Raw genomic sequence first — 19779 nt, 5'->3', positions numbered from 1 at the left:
GCGGCATGACCGTAAGCTTTATCGCCGTGAAGTCACCAGCGACGATAAAGAACTGGGCCCTGCCTTACTGGACCAGGGGCCCCGCGGGACGCGAGACGCCGCACGACCTGTTCCGGGTGCTGTACTTCGGGTGGCTGGTGGCGTTCGCCCTGAAGGTCCTCGGGTCGGCCTGGGACGTGTCGTGGCACTTCATGTGGCTGCGCGACGACCTGGCCCCGCCCCACCTGCTCAACTCGGTCGGCACCGCCATCGTGGTCGCCCTGACGATCATCCATGGCTACACCGGCTACGGCGTGGACAAGGCGGCGCTGCGGCTGATCCAGTGGGGCACCGGCGTGTTCCTGATCGCGGTGCCGCTCGACCTGATCAACCACCGGATCAACGGTCTCGACATCACGTCGTGGAGCCCGTCGCACATCATGCTCTACGTCGGCACGTTCTTCATGATCGCCGGTGTGGTCCGGGGCTGGTTCATGGGCGCGCCGCCCGGCCGGGAGCGCACGGTGGTGCTGGGCGCCTTCCTGGCGTTCTTCCTGGAGAACGTGCACTTCCCCGAGCAGCACCAGGAGTACGGCATCCTGTCGCTCGGCGCCTGGGACAACAAGGTGGTCTACGCCGAGAAGATCCTGCTCGACTTCGCCGCCGAGCAGATGGGCCGGCCGGTCGACCGCATCATGATCACCAACTTCACGCTGCCCGTGCCCGACACGCTCTACCCGGTGTACGCGGTCGTCGCCGGGCTGGGGGTGCTGGTGGCGGCCCGGATGATGATCGGCCGGTTCGGCGCGGCGACGCTGGTGGCCGCGGCCTACGTGGTGTTCAGGGTGGCGATCTGGCCGCTGCTGACCGTCGCCGGCTTCCCGCCGTCGGCGGTGCCGTTCTTCCTGGTGATCGGCGGGCTGCTGGTGGACCTGGCGTTCGCGCTGCGGCACCCGGCGGTGCGCGCCGTCGTCGGGGCGGTCGCCGCCACGGCCGCCGTCTACGGCGCGCTGATGGCGCAGAGCGCGCTCATGGGCCCTGTGTACGGCGCGCTCAAGGGCCAGGAGGGGCTGCTCGGCTCGCCGCCCCTGGCCACGGCGTCGGCTGTCTGGGCCGGGCTCGGCCTGCTGGCCGTCTGGCTGGCCTGCGAGTGGTACGCGGGCCGCCGTCAGCCGATCGAGGCCCGGGTGATCGCCACCGCCACCCCGTAGGCCAGCCCCATCACCGCGACCTCGGCCGTCGCCCAGCCGGCGACGGCCGTGGCCCGCCCCGCGCGGATGCCGGGCAGCAGCCGGAACCTGATGTGCGCGGCCAGCGGCACCAGCAGCGCGGTCAGGGTCACCTTGACCACGACGAGCAGCCCGTACTGGCTGGTCACGATCGCGTCGGGAAGCACCACGCCGGGCGTCAGCGCCATCGTGCCGAGGCCGCTGACCAGCCCGGACATGCCCACCATGAGCAGGCACACGGTCGCCATCCGGGAGAAGCGCGGCAGGGCGACGGCCAGCAGCTCCGCGCGCGGGGCCACGAACACGGCCAGCGCGATCAGCCCGCCCGTCCAGGCGGCCGCGCCCATCACGTGCACCTCCATCATGATCATGATGGGGTCGTGCCAGACGGAGTCCACCGCGTGGCCGGTGACGGGGATCGGCAGCAGCCCGAACAGCGCCACCACGATCCGCAGCTCGGCCGGCACTTTCTCGCCGAACCGCACCGCCATCAGCCCGATGCCCGCCGCCGCCAGCGCGCACGCGGCGCTGAACAGCAGCCCCTGACCGGTGCCGACGGTGTCGACGTAGGAGGCGATCATGCCGAGCGTGGGCACCCGGCCGGGGTTCAGCTCGGCGGTCTGGAACACGATCGTCAGCAGCGCGCACACCGCCCACGCCCACGCGGCGGTGACCGCGAGCGGGCGTACCCGGCGCAGCACCGGCTCGGTCCGCTCGGGGGCGTCGAACCCGAGCAGCTTCGGTACCAGGCTCAGCCCGACCACGGCCACGGCGGCCACGTCGAGCAGCACCCGCACGACCGGCAGCCCCACGGTCACGAGCGGCCCCGGCATCGGGATGCCGGGCACGGCCTCCTGCGCGGTGAGCGTGCTGGCGACGACGGCGGCCACGATCGCGCACACCGCGAACGCCCCGCCCGCCAGCTGCCCCTGCCCGGCCCGCGCGGCGACGACCCGCGTGGACGTCACGCGCTCGCCCCCGTCCCGGCGCGGCCGGGCAGCGGCCCCTCACCGTCGGAGCCGTCCCCGGAAGAGGCGGCGGCGACGCCGGAGGAGCGGGAGCGGCGCAGGGCCACGGCGGTGCCGGCGGCCAGGACGAGGAGGGCGGCCACGATCCACACCACGGCCATGCCGGCCCCGCCGTTGGCCGCCGCCTCGGCGGCCGCTGCTCCCGCGTCGGGCACGGCGGCGCCGGAGTCACCGGCCGGCGCGGCCGCGCCTGAGCCGCCCACGGTGAAGGAGATCTTGCCCGTGACGGGATGCCCGTCGGACGACAGGATGCGGTAGCCGACCACGTACCGCCCCGCCGGCAGCGGCTTGACCGCGACCGACACCTTCTCGGCCGACACCACGGCGGCCCCGTCGGCCCAGGGGGACCCGTCGCCCCCGGTGACGCCGATCTGCGCGTAGCCCTGCCGCGCGGGCTGGTCGAAGACCAGCGTGATCCGCCCGGGCGGCGCGGCCAGCGTCGCCCCGTCCGCCGGGTCGCTGCCGACCAGCACGTTGTGCGCCCGCGCGGGGGTCGTGAAGCCCATCGCCGCGCAGGCCAGCAGCAGGACCGTGAGTAGCCGCCTCAACGAACAACCTTCCATCGAGCATGTTCAAACCCGTCTATGGTGCCATCCATGAGTGACCTGTTCGGCGGTGCGGCCCCGTACTACGCCCGTTACCGCGCCTCTCACGGCGAGGAGGCGATCGCGCACCTGGCCCGCGAGGCGGGTGCGGACGCGCGCGTGCTCGACCTGGGCTGCGGCCCCGGCACGGTGGCGATCCCGCTGGCGGCGCGGGTGCGCGAGGTGATCGCGGCCGATCCCGACCCGGAGATGCTCGACACCGGCAGGCGGCTCGCGGAGGGGGCCGCCAACATCCGCTGGCTGCGCGGCGACTCCACGACGTTGCGCGAGCTGCCCGCGTTCGACCACGTGGTGATGGGCCGCTCGTTCCACTGGATGGACCGGCGCGCGGTGCTCGCCGAGCTGGACGCACTGCTGCCGCCCGGCGGCGCGGTGATGCTGGTGGGCCCGTCGCGAGAGGACCCCGAGGAGCCGTGGGAGCCGGTCGTGCGGCCGGTGCGCCGGGAGTTCGGCCTGGGGCCGATGACGGCCGGTGACTCGTTCCAGGCGACCGGCGAGCACCACGACGACGTGCTGAAGCGCTCGCCCTTCAGCCGCATGGAGGAGACGCTGTTCGCCTGGACGGCGACCCGGGACGTGGACGCCGTGACCGGCCTCCAGCTGTCCTACTCCTACAGCTCGCCCGCGCTGCTCGGCGCCAGGGCGGCGGAGTTCACCGCCGCCGTCCGGGAGGCGTTGCTGGCGGCGCGGCCGTCGGGGGTGTGGGAGCAGCGGATCGTGACGTCGGTGCTGGTCGCCCGGCGCCCCTGAGGTCACAGGTCCTCGGCGGTCAGTCCCAGCTCGCGGGCCGCGGCCGTGCGGACGAGCTGGGTGGCACGGCGGCGCGACAGCACCCTGCCGTGCACGTTGAGCTGGATGGCCAGCCCGTCGCTCAGCGCGAAGATCCGCCAGGTGGCGTCGTCGGGGTCGGCGCAGGTGAAGTCGCCGGAGGCGACGCCGGCCTCGATGATGCCGCGCAGCACCAGCCGGCCCTGCACGTCCAGCCGCCGGGAGGTCTCCTCCAGGTCCTTGCTGCGCATCGACTCGGCCCAGGCGTCGATCCACAGCCGCCAGCCCTCGGGGGAACCACCGGGGGAGCAGAGCCGCAGCAGGGCGCGCAGCCGGTCGAGCGGCGGCCGGGGGGAGCGCTCGACCCCGGCCAGCGCGTCCAGGTGGCGCCGGGCGGCATAGGCGAAGGCCTGGGCGAACAGCCCGTCCTTCGTCTCGAAGTGGTAGAAGAGCAACGCCTGGCTGACACCGGCGGCGCGGGCGATGTCGAGTGTCCTCGTATGCCCGAATCCTTGTGCGGCGATTACTTCGCAGGCGGTCTTCAGCAAATCTTCGCGCCGTAACCGGCTAAAACCTGGAGTCACAGCGGGTTACTTTAATCAACGCTCGAAGGTATTCGTAAGGACAAACAGGACGAGCGTCACGTTTCCCGGAGCGGCAGGCGGAGCACGAAACGGGCGCCGGTCTCGGAGTCCTCGATGGTGAGCGTGCCGTGGTGGGCGCGCGCGATCTCCCGCGCGATGGGCAGGCCGAGTCCGGTCCCGCCGGCGTCGCGGCTGCGTGAGGCGTCCAGGCGGGTGAACCGGTCGAAGACCATCTCCCGCTTGTCGGGCACGATGCCGGCGCCGTCGTCCAGGACCTCCAGGATCGCCTGGCCGTCCTTCCTGACGGTGACGATGATCATGCACTCGGCGTGCCGGTCGGCGTTGTCGAGCAGGTTGGTGAGCAGGCGGGCCAGGCGCAGCCGGTCGCCGGTGACCACCACGCCGGGCTGCAGCGTGACGACCACCCGGTGCGCGCGCGGCCTGGCGGTCTCCGAGGTGACCAGCTCGCCCAGGTCCACCGGCTGCAGCCGGGGCGGCTCGCCCGCGTCGAGCCTGGCGAGGGTCAGCAGGTCGGTGACGATCGCCTGCAGCCGGTCCAGGCTGTCCAGCAGCGCCTCGCCGGTTCGCGGCCAGTCGGCGTCGTGCGGGTGCAGCATCGCCTCCTCCAGCTGGGCGCGCATGGCGGTGATGGGGCTGCGCAGGTCGTGGGAGGCGTCGGAGGCGAAGCGGCGCTGCTGCTCGGCGGCCTCCTCCAGCCGGTCGAGCGTCTGGTTGGCGGTCAGGGCCAGGTCGCGGATCTCGTCGTCGGTCTCCGGCACCGGCACCCGCATGCCGCTGCGCGCGGCGCTGATCTCGGCCAGCTTGGCGCGGATCCGGTCCACCGGCGCGAGCGTCCTGGCCACCACCCGCGACACGCCCCACCAGGTGAGCGCGATCAGCCCCAGCGACAGGCCCAGCAGGAAGACCGGCACCCGCGGCGTGACGTACCAGGGGACGGTGGCGTCGCTGACGTACACCAGCCAGTCGCCCTCCGGCTGGTACACCCGGAACACGGCCATCATCTGGCATCCCTGGGGCAGCGACGGCACGTCGCACACCACCTCGACCTGGTTGACGCTGTTGTCGCGGGGCGCCAGCCGGCTGATCCGCGGCGCCCCGGCCAGCTCCTCGCCGGCGGCCACCACCCGCCCGGCGGAGTCGACGACCTGGACGCCGTCCATCCCGGAGCTGATCCGGGTGGGCAGCCGGCCCCGCTTGATCATGTGCACCACGTGCAGGGCGTAGTCGACGACCTCGACCCGCTTGTACTCGACGGTCGCGTTGTAGAGCGTGTACAGCACGAAGGAGTTGACCACGACGCAGATCAGCGCCATGGCCGTGCTCGCGAACAGCGCCAGCCGTCTGCGCATGGAGCCGCCGAACCGCGTGATCACACCTCCCCCTCCGGTGACCAGGCGATCACACTAAGTTACGTTGATGCTAATTAGCGGAGATTCAACGACAAACCCCTTAAAACACCTCTAGATCAATGCTCTGTACGGCCTGCCGCGCGGTGGTTAGAGTAAGTGAGCACTGATTGCCGAGGAGTCGATGTGAATCTCGCTGATTACCGGCGTGCGGCCAGGGCATGGCTGCAGGAGAACGCACCATCGGATGACGGACCGGACGGCGACCCGATAGCCCGGGCGAAAGACTTCATGGCCCGGCTGCACGACGCCGGCTACTCCGGCATCACCTGGCCGCAGCGCTGGGGCGGCCAGGGCCTCACGCAGGAGGAGGAGCGCGCCTTCGCCGCCGAGGCCAAGGACCACACGCTGCCCACCTACGTCTTCTCGATCGGCCTGGGCATGACCGGGCCGACGCTCGTCGACCGGGGCACCGACGAGCAGCGCGAACGCTTCCTGCGGCCGCTGCTGCGCGGCGAGGAGATCTGGTGCCAGCTCTTCTCCGAGCCGGGCGCCGGCAGCGACGTGGCCAGCCTCCAGACCCGGGCGGTGCGCGACGGCGCCGACTGGGTGGTCAACGGTCAGAAGGTGTGGACCTCGGTCGCCCACCACGCCGACTGGGGGCTGCTGCTCGCCCGCACCGACGTGGACGTGCCCAAGCACAGGGGCCTGACGATGTTCGTGGTGGACATGCGCCACCCCGGCGTCACCGTCCGCCCACTGCGCGACATGAGCGGCCGCGCCAACTTCAACGAGATCTTCTTCGACGACGTGCACATCCCCGACGAGCACCGCGTCGGCGAGGTGAACGACGGCTGGAGCGTGGCCGTCACGACCCTCCTGCACGAGCGGCTGTCGATCTCCGCCGGCGTCGGCATGGGAGGCCAGCGCGACAACCCGGCCTCCCTCGAAGCCCTGCGCCGCACGCTCGACACGAGCGACCCGCTGGTCCGCGACGAGCTCGTCGAGCTGCACATCCGCACCCGCGCGCTGGCGCTGTTCAACCAGCGCCTGGCCCAGGAGACCAACGCCGGGCAGTTCCCCGGCGCCCGGGGCAGCGCCGCCAAGCTGCTGCTGGCCGAGCTCTACCTGTTCCAGGCGGACCTGGCCACCCGGCTCACCGGCCCCGAGTCGGTCGTCGGCGACCACCCGCTCGGCTTCACCGTCGCCGCCGCGCCCGGCATGGCGCTGGGCGGCGGCACGAACGAGATCATGCGCAACATCGTCGGCGACCGGGTGCTCAACCTGCCGCCGGAGCCCCGGGTGGACAAGACCGTGCCGTTCAAGGACCTGAAGGTGGGGACGCAGGAGTGAAGCTCGTACTCAGCCAGGAGCAGCAGGAGCTGCGCGCCGCCGTCCGCGCGTTCCTGGCCGCCGCCTCGCCGCCGCCCAGGGCGCGCGAGGGCTACGACCCCGCCGTCTACGCGCGGCTCAACGGCGAGCTCGGCCTGGCCGGGCTGCTCGTCGCCGAGGAGTACGGCGGCGCGGGCGCCGGATTCGCCGACCTGGCCGTCGCGCTGGAGGAGACGGGCGCGGTGCTGCTGCCCGGCCCGTTCCTGGCCACGACCTTCGCCGCGATCGCGCTGGCCGGCGTGCCCGACAAGGAGTTGCTGACCGGCATCGCCGAGGGCCGGATCGCCGCCACCCTCGCGCGGCCGCACACCGGGATCCCGCTGCGCGACGGCACCGTCACCGGCACGCTGCCGCAGGTGCTGTCCGGCATGGAGGCGGACGTGCTGCTGCTGCCCGCCACGACCGGCGACGGCCTCGTCATGACGGCCGTCGACCTGCACGGCGAGGGCGTCACCCGGACGCCGCTGGAGACCCTCGACATCACCCGCGGGCAGGCGCGCGTCGAGCTCGGCGGGGCGGCAGCCCGGGTGCTGGGGCCGGCGCCGGCCGGCGTCGGCGACCGGCTGGCCGTCGCGCTGGCGGCCGAGCAGCTCGGCGTGATGCGCGCCGCGCTCGACGCCATCGTCGCCTACGCCAAGGTACGCGTCGCCTTCGGCCGCTACATCGGCTCCTACCAGGGCGTCAAGCACAAGCTCGCCGACATGCACGGCAAGCTGGAGCAGGCCGAGTCGATCGTCCGCTACGCCGCCTGGGCGGCCGACGAGTCGCCGGACGAGCTGCCCGAGGCCGCCGCGCTCGCCCAGGCGTACGTGGGCCGCGCCTGCTTCGAGGTGGCCCGCGACCACCTGCTGCTGCACGGCGGCATCGGCTACACGTGGGAGCACGACGCCCACCTGTACTACAAGCGCGCCAAGACGGACGAGGTGCTGCTGGGCCCGCCGCGTGCGCACCGTGCCAGGCTCGCCGACCTGCTGGAGCTGTGATGGACATCAGCGCCCTGCCCGGCTTCTACGCCATCGCCGGGGCCGCCCCCGGACGGCTCGCCGTCATCGACGCCGACGGCTCCAGCACCACCTACGGGCAACTGCTCGCCCTGGTCAACCAGGTGTCGCACGGGCTGCGCGAGCGCGGGCTCGGCGACGGCGACGTGGTGGCGGGCGTGCTGCCCAACGGCCTGGACGCCGTCGTCATGCTGATGGCGACCGGGCAGATCGGCCTCTACTACGTGCCCGTCAACTGGCATCTGACCGAGACGGAGATCGCGTACATCGTCGCCGACTGCGACGCGAAGCTGGTGGTGAGCGCGGCGGCCGGGACGGCCGGGCTGGCCGAGGGGCAGCCGGCGGACGCGCCCGGCGGGCGGGCCGCCGGGGCGGTCATGTGGTACACGTCCGGGACCACCGGCTTCCCCAAAGGGGTGCAGCGCAAGCTGCCCGGCGCCGAGCCCGAGGCCGTCGTGCCGCTCTACACGTGGTTCCTCGGCGAGGTCGTCGACCTGCGGCCGGGCGACGGCGTGCACCTGGTGACCTCGCCGATGTACCACTCCGCGCCGTGCGCGCACACGCAGTTCGCGCTGCACCTCGGGCACACCGTGGTGATCGCGCCCAGGTTCGAGCCGGAGACCGTCCTGGAGCTGGTCGGGCGGCACCGGGTGACGAACGCGATGATGGTGCCCACCATGTTCCACCGGATGCTGCAGCTGCCCGGGGAGGTCCGGGCCCGCTACGACGTCTCCAGCCTGGAGCAGGTCATCCACACCGCCGCCGCCTGCCCCGTCGCGGTCAAGCAGCAGATCATGGACTGGTGGGGGCCGGTGCTCTACGAGTACTACGGCTCGACCGAGTCGACGATCGCCTTCTCCGTCAAGCCGCACGACTGGCTGGCCAGGCCCGGCACCGTCGGCAGGCCGGCGCCCACGTTCGAGGCGCGGATCCTCGACGAGAGCGGGGCCGAGCTGCCGCCCGGCGAGCCCGGCCTCGTCTACGTCAAGTCCGGCCTGGGCGGCTTCGAGTACCGCAAGGACCCGGCCAAGACCGCGGCCAGCATGCGCGGCGAGTGGTACACCCCCGGTGACATCGGCTACCTGGACAAGGACGGCTTCCTGTTCCTGTGCGACCGGCGGACCGACCTGATCGTGTCGGGCGGGGTCAACATCTACCCGGCCGAGATCGAGGCCGCGCTGCTGGAGCATCCGGCGGTGGCCGACGTGGCCGTCATCGGCGTGCCCGACGAGGAGTGGGGGCACAACGTGGTCGCCCTCGTCGAACCCGCCGAAGGGGTCACGCCGGGGGACGGGCTCACCGCCGAGCTGCTCGGCCACTGCGGCCCGCGGATCGCCAGGTTCAAGCACCCGAAGGTGATCGCCTACCGCGACAAGCTGCCCCGCACGCCCACGGGCAAGCTGTCACGCTCGAAGGTCAGGCAGCAGTACCTGGACGAGGCGTGAACACCAGCTCCTCGCTGTAACCGGCCTCGTCGCCCAGGTAGAAGCGGGTCGACAGGGTGCGCTCGTGGGTGTCGAACACGCTCGTCCAGGTGGTGCGCCAGGGCCCCTCCTCATCGGTGCCCACGGCCACCGCGGCCAGGCTGTCGCGCAGGTCCCGCCCGGACATGACCGCGCCCTTGCTCCGCTCGTACAGCGAGCGCAGCCTGCCGTACGTGCGGAAGGTCGCCTCGCCGTCCTCCGGCAGGTTCATCGGGTCGGGGTTGCGGTGCAGCAGGTGGTTGGTGACGCAGATCGGCCCGTCGCCGAACTCGACGATGTGCTCGCCGCCGTCCCTGCCGCGCTCCCACACGAACGCGCCGCCGCGCGCGTCGGCGACCAGGTAGTGCAGCGGCGCGCCGTGGTCGTAGTGCTTGGCGCCGAGCAACGCCTGCTTGGCCTGCTCGACGTTCTCGCAGGTGTCGACGAGGAACCGGGGCAGCTGCACGCTGCCCAGGCCCACCTGCGGGCTCGTCTGCTCCGGCGGCGTGGCCTGCTCGATGTCGGCGATGAGCAGCATCACCGCCAGCCCGGCCTCGTTGATGCCGTCCATGCAGCCGTCCAGGTCGCTCATCGTGATGACGGTCGAGGCCAGGCCCTCGTCCGGCACCGTGGTGATCACGTACGGGCGCGAGGCCATCGGCAGCTCGCCGGGCCGCGCCCCCCGGCCCATGAACTCGCCGGCCGTCAGCGTGAAGAAGTCGTAGTTGCGGCCCACCCTGCCGTGCCCGTCGGTGGCGGCCGACGGCGGGCACCACAGCGCCGAGCAGCCCGACCCGGCAGGCACGAAGCCCAGGCCGTCCAGCGCCAGGTCGTCCTGCTCGGGGTCGAGCCCGAGCGCCTGCGCCGCGCCGTCCATCCGGGCGTGGTGCTGCGGCCAGTGCCGCTCGAACCAGGTCCGGCGGGCCCGGCTCACCACCGGGTCCACCGGCTGCGGCCGCCAGCCCAGGCGGCTCGCCTCCTCGGCGAGCCGCCTGCCGATCTCCTCCTGGGAGCCGCCGACGGTCAGGTGGTGCACGAGCTGGAAGTCGTTCCTGCCGCCAGCGATCTGTGTAATGGTCATGGCACCAGCGTCGGCGCCGGGGCTGACCGTCCTCTTACCGGCCGCTGACCGCCCGCCGGTAGCGCTCTGACAGCCGCAGCACGACCTCGGCCAGCTCCGGCGGGTCGAGCACCTCGAAGTCCAGGCCGAGGAAGCCCACCCAGACGGCCATCCCGTTCAGGTCGTCGCCGCCCAGCCTGAGCAGGCAGGTGGCGTCGTCGACCGGCTCGATCTCCAGCTCGGCGCCCACGCCCAGCGCGCGGACCCGCTCGGCCGGGGCGTGCAGCAGCACCGTGCCCCGGTAGCGCCACATCGCGGTGCTGACGCCCTTCTCCACGAACGCGGCCACGTCGCCGTCGGCGGGCAGCTCGCGCGGCGTGAACCGGGGACCGCCCGGCGTGCGCGGCTTGAGGCGGTCCACCCGGAACGTCCGCCAGCCGTCGCGGCCCACGTCGTAGCCGACCAGGTACCAGCGTCCGCGCCGGTGCACCAGCCGGTACGGCTCCACGTCCCGCTCGGTCTCGTCGCCGTCGTGCCCGGTGTAGCCGAAGCGGAGCCGCTCGCGGTCGCGCGCCGCGTTCGCGATCGTGGTGAGCACCTCGGGCGGCACCGCCGGGGCCGTGCCGGGGATCTGCACGGTGTAGGTGTTCAGCGCGCTGACCCGGTGCCGCAGCCGCGACGGCAGCACCTGCTCCAGCTTGGCCAGCGCGCGCACCGACGACTCCTCGATGCCCTCGACGCCGCCGCCCGCCGCCCTGCCGAGCCCGACCGCCACAGCCACGGCCTCCTCGTCGTCGAGCAGCAGCGGCGGCAGCGCGGCCCCCGCGCCCAGCCGGTAGCCGCCGGCCACGCCGGGGGTGGCGTGGACCGGGTAGCCGAGGCTGCGCAGCCGCTCCACGTCGTTGCGGATGGTCCTGGTGGTGACCCCGAGCCGCTGGGACAGCTCGGGGCCGGTCCACTCCCTGTGCGCCTGGAGCAGCGAGAGCAGCTTGAGCAGGCGGGCCGAGGTTTCCAGCATGCCGCCCAGTCTGCCGCCGATCGCGGAAGACCTGCTTCCGCGTCAGCCGCCGAACAGCTTGCGCCCCTGCTCGATGAGCGTCAGCACGGTCAGCCCGCCGAAGAACGCCACCGACCAGATCAGCGCGCCGAGCCGGTAGGAGCGCACCTTGATCGCCTCGGGCAGCGCCCCGCGGTTCAGGATGATCAGCAGGATCGAGTAGACGAACATCATCACGGCCGCGACGCTGCCCGACAGCACCAGCAGGATGAGCGGCTGGTCGAAGCCCAGGAGCAGGATCGCGATGCCGAGCAGCGCCATCGCCCACACCACGATGAAGTAGACGCGGTTCACCGACACGGCCCGCTCGCGCAGGTAGACGGTCTTGATCATGTCGGACGCCAGCCGCGAGGTGTAGTCGACGATGCCCATCGCCGAGGCGAACAGCGCCAGCGCGCCGATCAGCCAGAACAGCACGCCGAACCAGGGCCCGACCGTCTCCTGCAGCACCTGGCCCTCGACCCGCAGGAAGTCGATGCTGTTGGCCAGCCCGTCACGCCCGAACACGGTCGAGTAGGCCAGCATCGACATGAACGCGATCGTCAGGAACGACACCAGGGCGAACGTGGCGGCCTGCTCCACGTTGGCGAAGCGCCACCACTGCCGCCAGCGGTCCAGGTTCTCCTTCGTCGGCGCGAACTGGAACCCGGTCGACGACGCCGCCTCCTCCTGCCCGGTGACCGGGCTGACCAGGCGGGGCACGTACGCGCCCATGCCGAAGCCCTTGTCGCGGATCCAGTTGCTCTGGCACAGGTTCTGGCCGCCGCCCGCGCCCGCGTAGGCGATGGCGCCCATCACCAGCGCGAACCCCAGCTCACCGGCGGGGAAGCCGGCGTCGACCGTCAGGCCGCGGCCGACCTGGACCCAGCTCTCGGCGTTGATCGCGAACAGGATCGCGACGACGATCAGCGTGACCACCAGGGCGATCTTCACGAAGATCACCCGTTCCAGCGCGGTGTAGATGACCGGCGCCAGCGTCAGCCCGAGCGCGATCACCACCAGCATGCCGATGGCGATCCAGCGCACGCTCCCGGCGCCCGTGCCGGTCAGGTAGGTCACCATGGTGGCCGACGTGGTGACCCAGCCGGGCCACAGGTTCGCGCAGAGCGTCATGATGACGAACACCAGGCCCCAGTGCCGCCACAGCCGGCTGAACCCGGTGAGCGCCGTCTCGCCGGTGGCCAGCGTGTAGCGCTCGATCTCCATGTTGAGGAACCACTGGGTGATGATGCCGATCGCCGCTCCCCAGAGGAAGATCAGGCCGACCTGGGAGGCGATGTACGGCCAGAGGATGAACTCGCCCGACGCCAGGCCGACACCGGCGCCGACCAGGCCGGGGCCGATGACGCGCCAGGTCGAGCGGGGCGGTTCCGGCAGGTCGCGGACGGTGACGGGGGGCAGGACCCGGGTGGGCACGGTGGGGGTGAAGTCCGTCATGCGGAGCTCCTTGCTGCAGTTCTGATCGCCGCGTTCACGCAGCTTTCGAACAGCTTGTTTACCCGCGCTCGACCACGTAATCACCGTCCTCGGTGAACCCGGTGACCCGGGCGCCGCCGGCCAGCAGGCCGCCGAGCACCCGGCGCATGGACAGCCGCCACTCGCGGGCCGCGCCCGGGTCGGCGCGGCGCAGCGTCTCGACGTCGTCCGGCGTCGCCACCAGCACCACCGGCCCGGCCGCCCCGGTGACCACCGGCCGCCCGCCCGCCGCGTCCAGCAGCCGGACGCCCTCCGGCGCGGCCGGGCCGCCGCCGGGCGGCCCCGCCAGGTGCCACACCGCCAGCAGCCGGTCGGAGTCGTCGCCCTCGTTGATCGCGTCGGCCATCGCGCCATAGAAGCTCTCCAGGTACGCCTCGGGCCGGGCGCCCAGCTTGGCCAGGTTGAAGCGGGCGTTCCTGCGCACCAGCGGATCGTAGGTCCAGGTGATCCGGTCCAGCCCGCGCCGCAGGCACCAGTCGCGCTGGTGCAGCTTGAGCGCGTAGCCGACGCCGCGCCCGATCACCGCGCCGGTGACGTGCGAGTGCAGGGCGCGGCCGGCCGCCAGGAAGCCGACCGACGCGCCCACCAGCACGTCGTCCTCGTAGGCGCCCGCCACGTAGCCGCCCGCGTGCGCGAAGGCGATCATCAGCTCCAGGGGCACCGGCACGTTGCCGGGATCCGGGTGCCAGATGTCGTCGAACAGCCGCAGCGCCTGCCGGAACTCGGCCATCCCGTGCAGCTCGCGGATGGCCACCCCGCTCTTCGCGGCGGCCTCGGCCGCCAGGTCCTCGCTGGTCACAAGGTGGTCGTACCCGTCTGTCACGCGAGCAGCTCCCCGAAGAGCCGATGCACGTTTCCGCCGACGATCTTCTGCACGTCCTTCTCCGGCACGCCGCGGCCGAGCAGGCCCTCGGTGACCATCGGCAGGCCCGCCGGGCCCTCCAGGCCGGGGACGGCCGCCCGCACGTCGACGCCCCTGGCGTTCACGTCCTCGCAGCAGGGCGGCGTCAGGTCGTCCATCACCTCGCGGATGAAGTCGGGGCCCATCCCGACGTGGTCGATCCCGGCCACCCCGGCGACGTGCTCGATGTGGTCGAGCAGGTGGTCGAGGGTCGCCTCGTGCTCGCGCTCGGTGAGGAACGGCGCGAAGAAGTTCACGCAGACCACGCCGCCCGTCGCGGCCACGCCGCGCAACTGCTCGTCGGTGAGGTTGCGGTGGTGGTCGCGCAGCGCCCGGGCCGAGGAATGGGTCGCGATCAGCGGCCTGGTGGTCAGCTCCAGCACGTGCGCGACGCCGGAGGCGCCCAGGTGGGAGACGTCGAAGATGACGCCGAGCCGCTCCATCTCACGCAGCGCGGCCACGCCGTGCGAGGTCAGGCCGCTGCCGGTGGAGTCCTCGCCGCTGCCGTCGGCCAGCGGCGTGCGGCCCCAGTGCGCGATCGAGGCCACCCGCACGCCCAGCCGGTACACGGTGGAGACCAGCTCCACGCTCGCGTCCAGGCCCGGCATGCTCTCCAGCGCCAGGACGAGGGCGATCCGGCCGGCCGCGAGGGCCTCGTCGATCTCCTTCGCGTCACGGCAGAGCCGGACCGTCTCCGGATTGCCCTCGGCGATCACGTGGGCGCACTCGATCATGCGCAGCGTCTGGCGCAGCGCGCCCTCGGGCCGGTACTGGTCGTCGATGAAGACGGGCAGCACCTGCAGGTTCACGCCGCCCTCGGTGAGCTGCGGCAGCCAGCGCTCGCGGAAGAAGTCCGCCCACCGCTCCGGAGGCCGCGCCGAGACGGCCATGAGCAGGTCGTTGTGGGTGTCCGCGACGAGCGAGCGCTGATGCAGGGAGGTCGTCATGCGAGGGACGCTACCGCCCCGCGCTCGCCCGCTGCCATGTGGCATCGTACGGAAAAGGCGCCCGGTGTTGGGCGCTCACACCTGCCGGTAGGCGGCGCGCGGCGGCCGGGCCGTCAGACGGCGGTAGAGGGGCGTGGGGCCGGGCCAGTTGTTGGTGACGCGGCCCTCGGCCGTCTTGTACCAGCTCTGGCAGCCGTCGCCCCACACCATGCGGGCCATCGCCGCGTCGAGCTGGGTGCGCCAGGCCGCCATCGCCTCCGGCCGCACCTCCAGCCGCCGCCCGCCCGACAGGTGCGGCAGGCAGGCCATGACATGCCCCACCTGGCATTCGAGCATGAAGACGATCGAATTGTGCCCCAGGTTGGTGTTCGGGCCGTAGAGCAGGAACAGGTTCGGGAAGTGCGGCACCGAGATGCCCAGGTACGCCTCCGGGCCGCCGGCCCACTGCTCGGCCAGGTCGCGTCCGGCCCGGCCCGTCACCCGGATGGGCGAGAGGAACTCGGTGGCGCGGAAGCCGGTCGCGTAGACGATCGTGTCGGCCTCGTAGGGGGCGCGTGCCGTCTCGACGCCCTTCGGGGTGATGCGGGAGATCGGCTCGGTCACCACCTCCACGTTGTCCCGGCTCAGCGCCGGGTAGAACGCGCTGTCGATGATCACGCGCTTGCAGCCCGGCGGGTAGCCGGGGGTGAGCTTGGCGCGCAGCTCCGGGTCGGGCACCTGGTCGCGCAGGTGGCCCAGGGCCCGCTTGCGCAGCAGGTCGCGGCTCCAGCCCCCGGCGAGCGCCGGATAGAGCGTGCCCTCGGCGTAACGGTAGATCCACTCGCGGTAGGCGCGCTGCAGCCCCGGCACGTACCGGAAGGCCAGCCTGGCTCCCGCGCCGAACTCGGCGTCCGGCTTGGGGATCACCCAGTTGGGCGTGCGCTGGAACACCGTCAGCCGTTCGGCGCGCTCGGCCACCCGGGGGATGAGCTGCGCGGCCGACGAGCCGCTGCCGATCACCGCGACCCGCCGGCCGGTGACGTCGTGGCCGTGGTCCCAGCGGGCGGAGTGGAAGGCGGCGCCCTCGAAGTCGTCCATGCCGGGGATGGCGGGCAGGCGGGGGCGGTTGAGCTGGCCGACGCTCATCACCACGACGTCGAAGGCCTCGGGCTCGCCGCCGCCGGTGGTGACCTGCCAGCGGGTGCCGTCGAAGGCGGCGTCGGTGACCTCGGCATTGAACTTGATTTTTCCCCTGACGCCGTATTTATCGGCGCAGTGCTCTAAGTAGGCCAATATTTCGGGCTGTTCCGGATATCTGCGGGTCCAGCTCGCGTACTTCTCGAACGAGTACGAGTACAGGTGGGACGGGATGTCGCAGCCCGCGCCCGGGTAGCTGTTGTCGCGCCACGTCCCGCCGAGCCCGTCGGCCTTCTCGAAGACCGTGTACGACCCGATCCCGGCCATCTCCAGCCGGATCGCCATGCACAGCCCGCCGAACCCCGCTCCGATGATCGCGACCTTCGGTGTCATGCCACCCTCCGCCCGAGTCAGGATTCACTTACAGTACGCCGGACGATCTGCCGCGCCCAGCCCCGCGCTCCTCGGCCGGCCGGAGATCCCGATAGTCTTCCCAGGTGGCTGCAGTGACACTGACTGACGTGATCGACGTGCTCGAGGCGGCCTACCCGCCCGCCCGGGCTGAGTCCTGGGACGCCGTTGGCCTGGTCTGCGGCGAGCCCGCCCGGCCGGTGGGGCGGGTGCTGTTCGCGGTCGACCCGGTCTCCGTCGTCGCCGAGGAGGCGCTGGAGTGGGGCGCCGACCTGATCGTCACCCACCACCCCCTCTACCTGCGAGGCACCACCAGCGTCGCCGCCACCACCCCCAAGGGCCGGCTGATCCACACCCTGATCAAGCACGACATCGCCCTCTACACCGCCCATACCAATGCCGACGTGGCCAACCCGGGCGTCTCCGACGCGCTGGCCCGCGCCGTCGGCCTGACCGGCGACCTGATGCCGCTGCAGCCGTTCCCCGACGACCCCCGGCGCGGGCTCGGCCGGATCGGCGAGCTGCCGGAGGAGACCACGCTGGGCGAGTTCGCCGCCCGCGCCGCCGCCGGGCTGCCCGCCACCTCGTGGGGCATCCGCGTCGCCGGCGACGTGAGCCGCCCCGTCTCGCGGGTGGCCGTCAGCGGGGGAGCGGGCGACTCACTGCTGGCCACGGCCCGCGCCGCCGGGGTCGACGTGTTCCTCACGGCGGACCTCCGGCACCATCCGGCCAGCGAGTTCATGGAGGCGGGCGGGCCCGCGCTGATCGACGCCGCGCACTGGGCCACCGAATGGCCGTGGCTCGACAGCGCCGCGTCCATCCTGGCCGCCAGTGGCGTTAACGTTGAGACGCGCGTCTCCGCCACGGTCACCGATGCTTGGACAAGAGGATATTGATCATGAAAGCAGCCCCCGACGCCCAGAAGAGACTGCTCGACCTGGCTGAGCTCGACTCCAAGCTGGACCGGCTGGCCCATCGCCGCCGCACCCTGCCCGAGCTGGCCGAGATCGACGAGCGGTCCAAGCGGTTCGCCAAGCTCGCCACCGAGGTGATCGAGGCGGAGACCGAGTCGGGCGACCTCGCGCGCGAGCAGACCAAGGCCGAGGGCGACGTCGACACCGTCCGCGCCCGCGCCGACCGCGACCAGAAGCGCCTCGACTCCGGCGCCGTCACCTCCCCGCGCGACCTGGCCGGCCTGCAGTCCGAGATCGCCTCGCTGCAGCGGCGCCAGAGCGACCTGGAGGAGGTCGTGCTGGAGATCATGGAGCGCCGTGAGGCCGCCGAGGCCCGCGTCCGCGACCTGGCCGCGCAGCGCGACGAGGTCGCCGCCGGCCTGACCGCCGCCGAGACCAGCCGCGACGCCGCGCTCGGCGACATCGGCAAGGAGGCCGGCGAGCTCCAGGGCCGCCGCGCCGCCGTCTCCGGCGAGCTCCCCGCCGACCTGCTGGCGCTGTACGAGAAGCTCAAGGAGCAGTACGGCGTCGGCGCCGCCATGCTGCACGGCGGCCGTTGCCAGGGGTGCAAGGTGGCGCTGTCCATCGCCGAGATGAACCGCATCAAGGCCGCCCCGCACGACGAGGTGCTGCGCTGCGACGAGTGCCGCCGCATCCTCGTACGCATGCCAGAGTCGGGCCTGTGACCGCCTACCTGATCGAGGCCGACGGCGGCTCGCGCGGCAACCCGGGCCCCGCGGGCTACGGCGCCGTCGTCAAGGACGCCGCCGACGGTCAGGTGCTGGCCGAGGCGGCCGAGGCGATCGGCGTCGCGACCAACAACGTGGCCGAGTACCGCGGCCTCATCGCCGGCCTCCAGTCCGTGCTGTCGCTGGCCGGCGACGGGGCCCACGTGGCGGTCCGGATGGACTCCAAGCTGGTCATCGAGCAGATGGCGGGCCGCTGGAAGATCAAGAACGAGGGCCTGCGCCCGCTCGCCCTCGAAGCGGGCAAGCTGGCCAGGCGGCTGCGGATCACCGAGTGGACGTGGATCCCCCGCGCCCACAACCAGCACGCCGACCGCCTCGCCAACGAGGCCATGGACGCCGCCGCCAAGGGCCTGTCCTGGTCGGCGGGCGGCTCCGCTGGCGGGTCGATCTCCCGGGTCCCGGACGACCGCCCGCCGCTGACGGAGCAGACCGACATCCTCGACCTGTCCGCCCCCACGGCCTCCGTGGCCACGGCCCAGCAGCGCACCCAGGGCACCCAGAGCACCCAGGGCACCGGCTGGGCGCCGCCCACCCGCGTCGCCACCTCGCTGCTCCTGCTCAGGCACGGCGAGACCCCGCTGTCCGTCGAACGCCGCTTCTCCGGCCGCGGGGACGCCGAGCTCACCCCCAACGGCCTGGCGCAGGCCGGCGCGGCCGCCGCCCGGCTCTCCCGCGACCCCTACCGGCTGGACGCCATCGTCAGCTCCCCGCTCAAGCGCGCCCGCCAGACGGCCGAGGCCGTCGCCGGGCGCACCGGCCTGAGCGCCGAGGTGGACGAGGACCTGCGGGAGGTCGACTTCGGCGCCTGGGAAGGCCACACCTTCACCGAGGTGCGGCGCCAGTGGCCGGACGAGCTCACCGCCTGGCTCGCCGACCCCGCCGTCGCGCCCCCCGGCGGCGAGAGCTTCGCCGCCGTCGCCGACCGTGTCGAACGTGCCCAGCAGCGCCTCCTGGAGGCGTACGAGGGCCGTACCGTCCTGGTGGTCTCCCACGTGACCCCCATCAAGACGCTGCTGCGCCTGGCCCTCACGGCGCCTCCGGCGGCCCTCTACCGCATGCACCTGGACGTGGCCTGCCTGTCGCTGATCGAGCACTACGTCGACGGCCCGGCCGTGGTCAAGTCGTTCAACGACACGTCCCACCTGCGCTGACCGGGACCGGTCGTGCCGGGTGCCGCCAGAACACCCGGCACGACCACCGGTGCCTCCGCCCCCCTCAGGCGGTGACAGGGCTCATCCCATCGTCCCGATCTTGCCATTTGCTTGCGGTTGGCTTGTAGCTGATAGCCTCATCGCAGACGAGCCGGCCGGGCGGCCGCGTCGGGCCCTCACGGGCCCGCCGAGGAAGGTCCGGGCTCCACAGGGCAGGGTGGTCGGTAACGCCGACCCGGGGTGACCCGCGGGACAGTGCCACAGAAAGCAGACCGCCTTCCGGTTTCCGGGAGGTAAGGGTGAAACGGTGGTGTAAGAGACCACCAGCGCCCACGGTGACGTGGGCGGCTCGGTAAACCCCACCTGGAGCAAGGTCAAGAAGGGACGCTCTCCGGAGCGTCCCGCGCGCGCCGTCCGAGGGCTGCCCGCCCGAGGCGCGCGGGTAGACCGCTTGAGGCCGCCGGCAACGACGGCCCTAGATGGATGGTCGCCCCTTCGCCTGGCGAAGGACAGAACCCGGCCTACAGGCCGGCTCGTCTCAC

18 protein-coding genes and 1 other RNA gene are annotated in these 19779 nt (G+C 72.5%); 9 read left to right on the top strand and 10 right to left on the bottom strand.

Annotated elements, in window-relative coordinates:
* Positions 1–26: 26 nt before the first annotated feature.
* Entirely contained in the window at positions 27–1190 is a 1164-nt protein-coding gene (locus ADY59_RS21840; protein WP_231618826.1) for a hypothetical protein, read from the top strand.
* On the opposite strand, the gene ADY59_RS21835 is transcribed toward ADY59_RS21840, so the two are convergent.
* A complete protein-coding gene (locus tag ADY59_RS21835) occupies positions 1148–2176 on the bottom strand; it encodes a copper resistance D family protein (protein ID WP_049564941.1) in 1029 nt (342 codons plus the stop codon). The genes ADY59_RS21840 and ADY59_RS21835 overlap by 43 nt on opposite strands.
* Positions 2173–2784 carry a copper resistance CopC family protein gene (locus ADY59_RS21830; protein ID WP_063780733.1) on the bottom strand — a complete coding sequence of 204 codons (612 nt, stop codon included), beginning with the start codon at positions 2782–2784 and terminating at the stop codon, positions 2173–2175. The genes ADY59_RS21835 and ADY59_RS21830 overlap by 4 nt, the downstream gene beginning before the upstream one ends.
* Before the next feature lie 48 nt (positions 2785–2832).
* Between ADY59_RS21830 and ADY59_RS21825 the strand changes: the two genes are divergently transcribed.
* The gene (locus ADY59_RS21825) at positions 2833–3591 is read left to right on the top strand and encodes a class I SAM-dependent methyltransferase (RefSeq protein ID WP_049564939.1); all 759 of its coding nucleotides are present in this window, start codon (positions 2833–2835) and stop codon (positions 3589–3591) included.
* Positions 3592–3593: 2 nt separating this feature from the next.
* On the opposite strand, the gene ADY59_RS21820 is transcribed toward ADY59_RS21825, so the two are convergent.
* On the bottom strand, positions 3594–4157 hold the full coding sequence (locus tag ADY59_RS21820) for a TetR/AcrR family transcriptional regulator (protein WP_231618825.1): 564 nt from the start codon (positions 4155–4157) through the stop codon (positions 3594–3596).
* A gap of 92 nt (positions 4158–4249) precedes the next feature.
* Complete coding sequence (locus tag ADY59_RS21815; protein ID WP_231618824.1) at positions 4250–5587, bottom strand: sensor histidine kinase; 1338 nt, start codon at positions 5585–5587, stop codon at positions 4250–4252.
* 159 nt (positions 5588–5746) lie between these two features.
* On the opposite strand from ADY59_RS21815, the gene ADY59_RS21810 reads away from it, so the two are divergent.
* Genes ADY59_RS21810 through ADY59_RS21800 form a run of 3 tightly spaced genes read left to right on the top strand, consistent with a single transcriptional unit; the run spans position 5747 to position 9398 of the window.
* Positions 5747–6913 (top strand): acyl-CoA dehydrogenase family protein, encoded by a 1167-nt coding sequence (locus ADY59_RS21810; protein ID WP_049564934.1) that lies wholly within the window; start codon positions 5747–5749, stop codon positions 6911–6913.
* Positions 6910–7935 carry an acyl-CoA dehydrogenase family protein gene (locus ADY59_RS21805; protein ID WP_049564932.1) on the top strand — a complete coding sequence of 342 codons (1026 nt, stop codon included), beginning with the start codon at positions 6910–6912 and terminating at the stop codon, positions 7933–7935. The genes ADY59_RS21810 and ADY59_RS21805 overlap by 4 nt, the downstream gene beginning before the upstream one ends.
* Positions 7935–9398 (top strand): AMP-binding protein, encoded by a 1464-nt coding sequence (locus tag ADY59_RS21800; protein ID WP_049564930.1) that lies wholly within the window; start codon positions 7935–7937, stop codon positions 9396–9398. Before ADY59_RS21805 ends, ADY59_RS21800 begins: the two co-directional genes overlap by 1 nt.
* Here ADY59_RS21800 and ADY59_RS21795 read toward each other — a convergent pair.
* From ADY59_RS21795 to ADY59_RS21770, 6 genes are all read right to left on the bottom strand, one after another.
* On the bottom strand, positions 9370–10497 hold the full coding sequence (locus tag ADY59_RS21795; protein ID WP_063780731.1) for a C45 family autoproteolytic acyltransferase/hydolase: 1128 nt from the start codon (positions 10495–10497) through the stop codon (positions 9370–9372). The genes ADY59_RS21800 and ADY59_RS21795 overlap by 29 nt on opposite strands.
* Before the next feature lie 34 nt (positions 10498–10531).
* The gene (locus tag ADY59_RS21790) at positions 10532–11494 is read right to left on the bottom strand and encodes a helix-turn-helix transcriptional regulator (RefSeq protein ID WP_049564929.1); all 963 of its coding nucleotides are present in this window, start codon (positions 11492–11494) and stop codon (positions 10532–10534) included.
* 42 nt (positions 11495–11536) lie between these two features.
* Positions 11537–12970 (bottom strand): Nramp family divalent metal transporter, encoded by a 1434-nt coding sequence (locus ADY59_RS21785; protein WP_049564927.1) that lies wholly within the window; start codon positions 12968–12970, stop codon positions 11537–11539.
* A gap of 58 nt (positions 12971–13028) precedes the next feature.
* Entirely contained in the window at positions 13029–13832 is an 804-nt protein-coding gene (locus ADY59_RS21780; protein WP_231618823.1) for a GNAT family N-acetyltransferase, read from the bottom strand.
* Entirely contained in the window at positions 13829–14857 is a 1029-nt protein-coding gene (locus ADY59_RS21775) for a dipeptidase (protein ID WP_049564926.1), read from the bottom strand. The genes ADY59_RS21780 and ADY59_RS21775 overlap by 4 nt, the downstream gene beginning before the upstream one ends.
* A gap of 75 nt (positions 14858–14932) precedes the next feature.
* Positions 14933–16366 (bottom strand): flavin-containing monooxygenase, encoded by a 1434-nt coding sequence (locus ADY59_RS21770; protein ID WP_049564925.1) that lies wholly within the window; start codon positions 16364–16366, stop codon positions 14933–14935.
* Between the two features lie 113 nt (positions 16367–16479).
* On the opposite strand from ADY59_RS21770, the gene ADY59_RS21765 reads away from it, so the two are divergent.
* The 4 genes from ADY59_RS21765 (at position 16480) to rnpB (ending at position 19777) form a co-directional block, all read left to right on the top strand.
* Positions 16480–17280, top strand: a complete 801-nt coding sequence (locus tag ADY59_RS21765; RefSeq protein WP_049564923.1) for a Nif3-like dinuclear metal center hexameric protein — start codon at positions 16480–16482, stop codon at positions 17278–17280.
* A 2-nt stretch (positions 17281–17282) separates the two neighbouring features.
* Entirely contained in the window at positions 17283–18023 is a 741-nt protein-coding gene (locus ADY59_RS21760) for a zinc ribbon domain-containing protein (protein WP_049564921.1), read from the top strand.
* Positions 18020–19237 (top strand): bifunctional RNase H/acid phosphatase, encoded by a 1218-nt coding sequence (locus ADY59_RS21755; protein WP_049564919.1) that lies wholly within the window; start codon positions 18020–18022, stop codon positions 19235–19237. The genes ADY59_RS21760 and ADY59_RS21755 overlap by 4 nt, the downstream gene beginning before the upstream one ends.
* A gap of 147 nt (positions 19238–19384) precedes the next feature.
* An RNA gene (gene rnpB, locus ADY59_RS47620) (RNase P RNA component class A) lies at positions 19385–19777 on the top strand.
* The last annotated feature ends 2 nt before the right edge of the window (positions 19778–19779 follow it).

The sequence above is a fragment of the Nonomuraea sp. SBT364 genome (assembly GCF_001083785.1).
Lineage (GTDB): Bacteria > Actinomycetota > Actinomycetes > Streptosporangiales > Streptosporangiaceae > Nonomuraea.
Note: the sequence above shows the minus strand (reverse complement) of the source record. Positions and strands in the feature narration are given on the sequence as shown.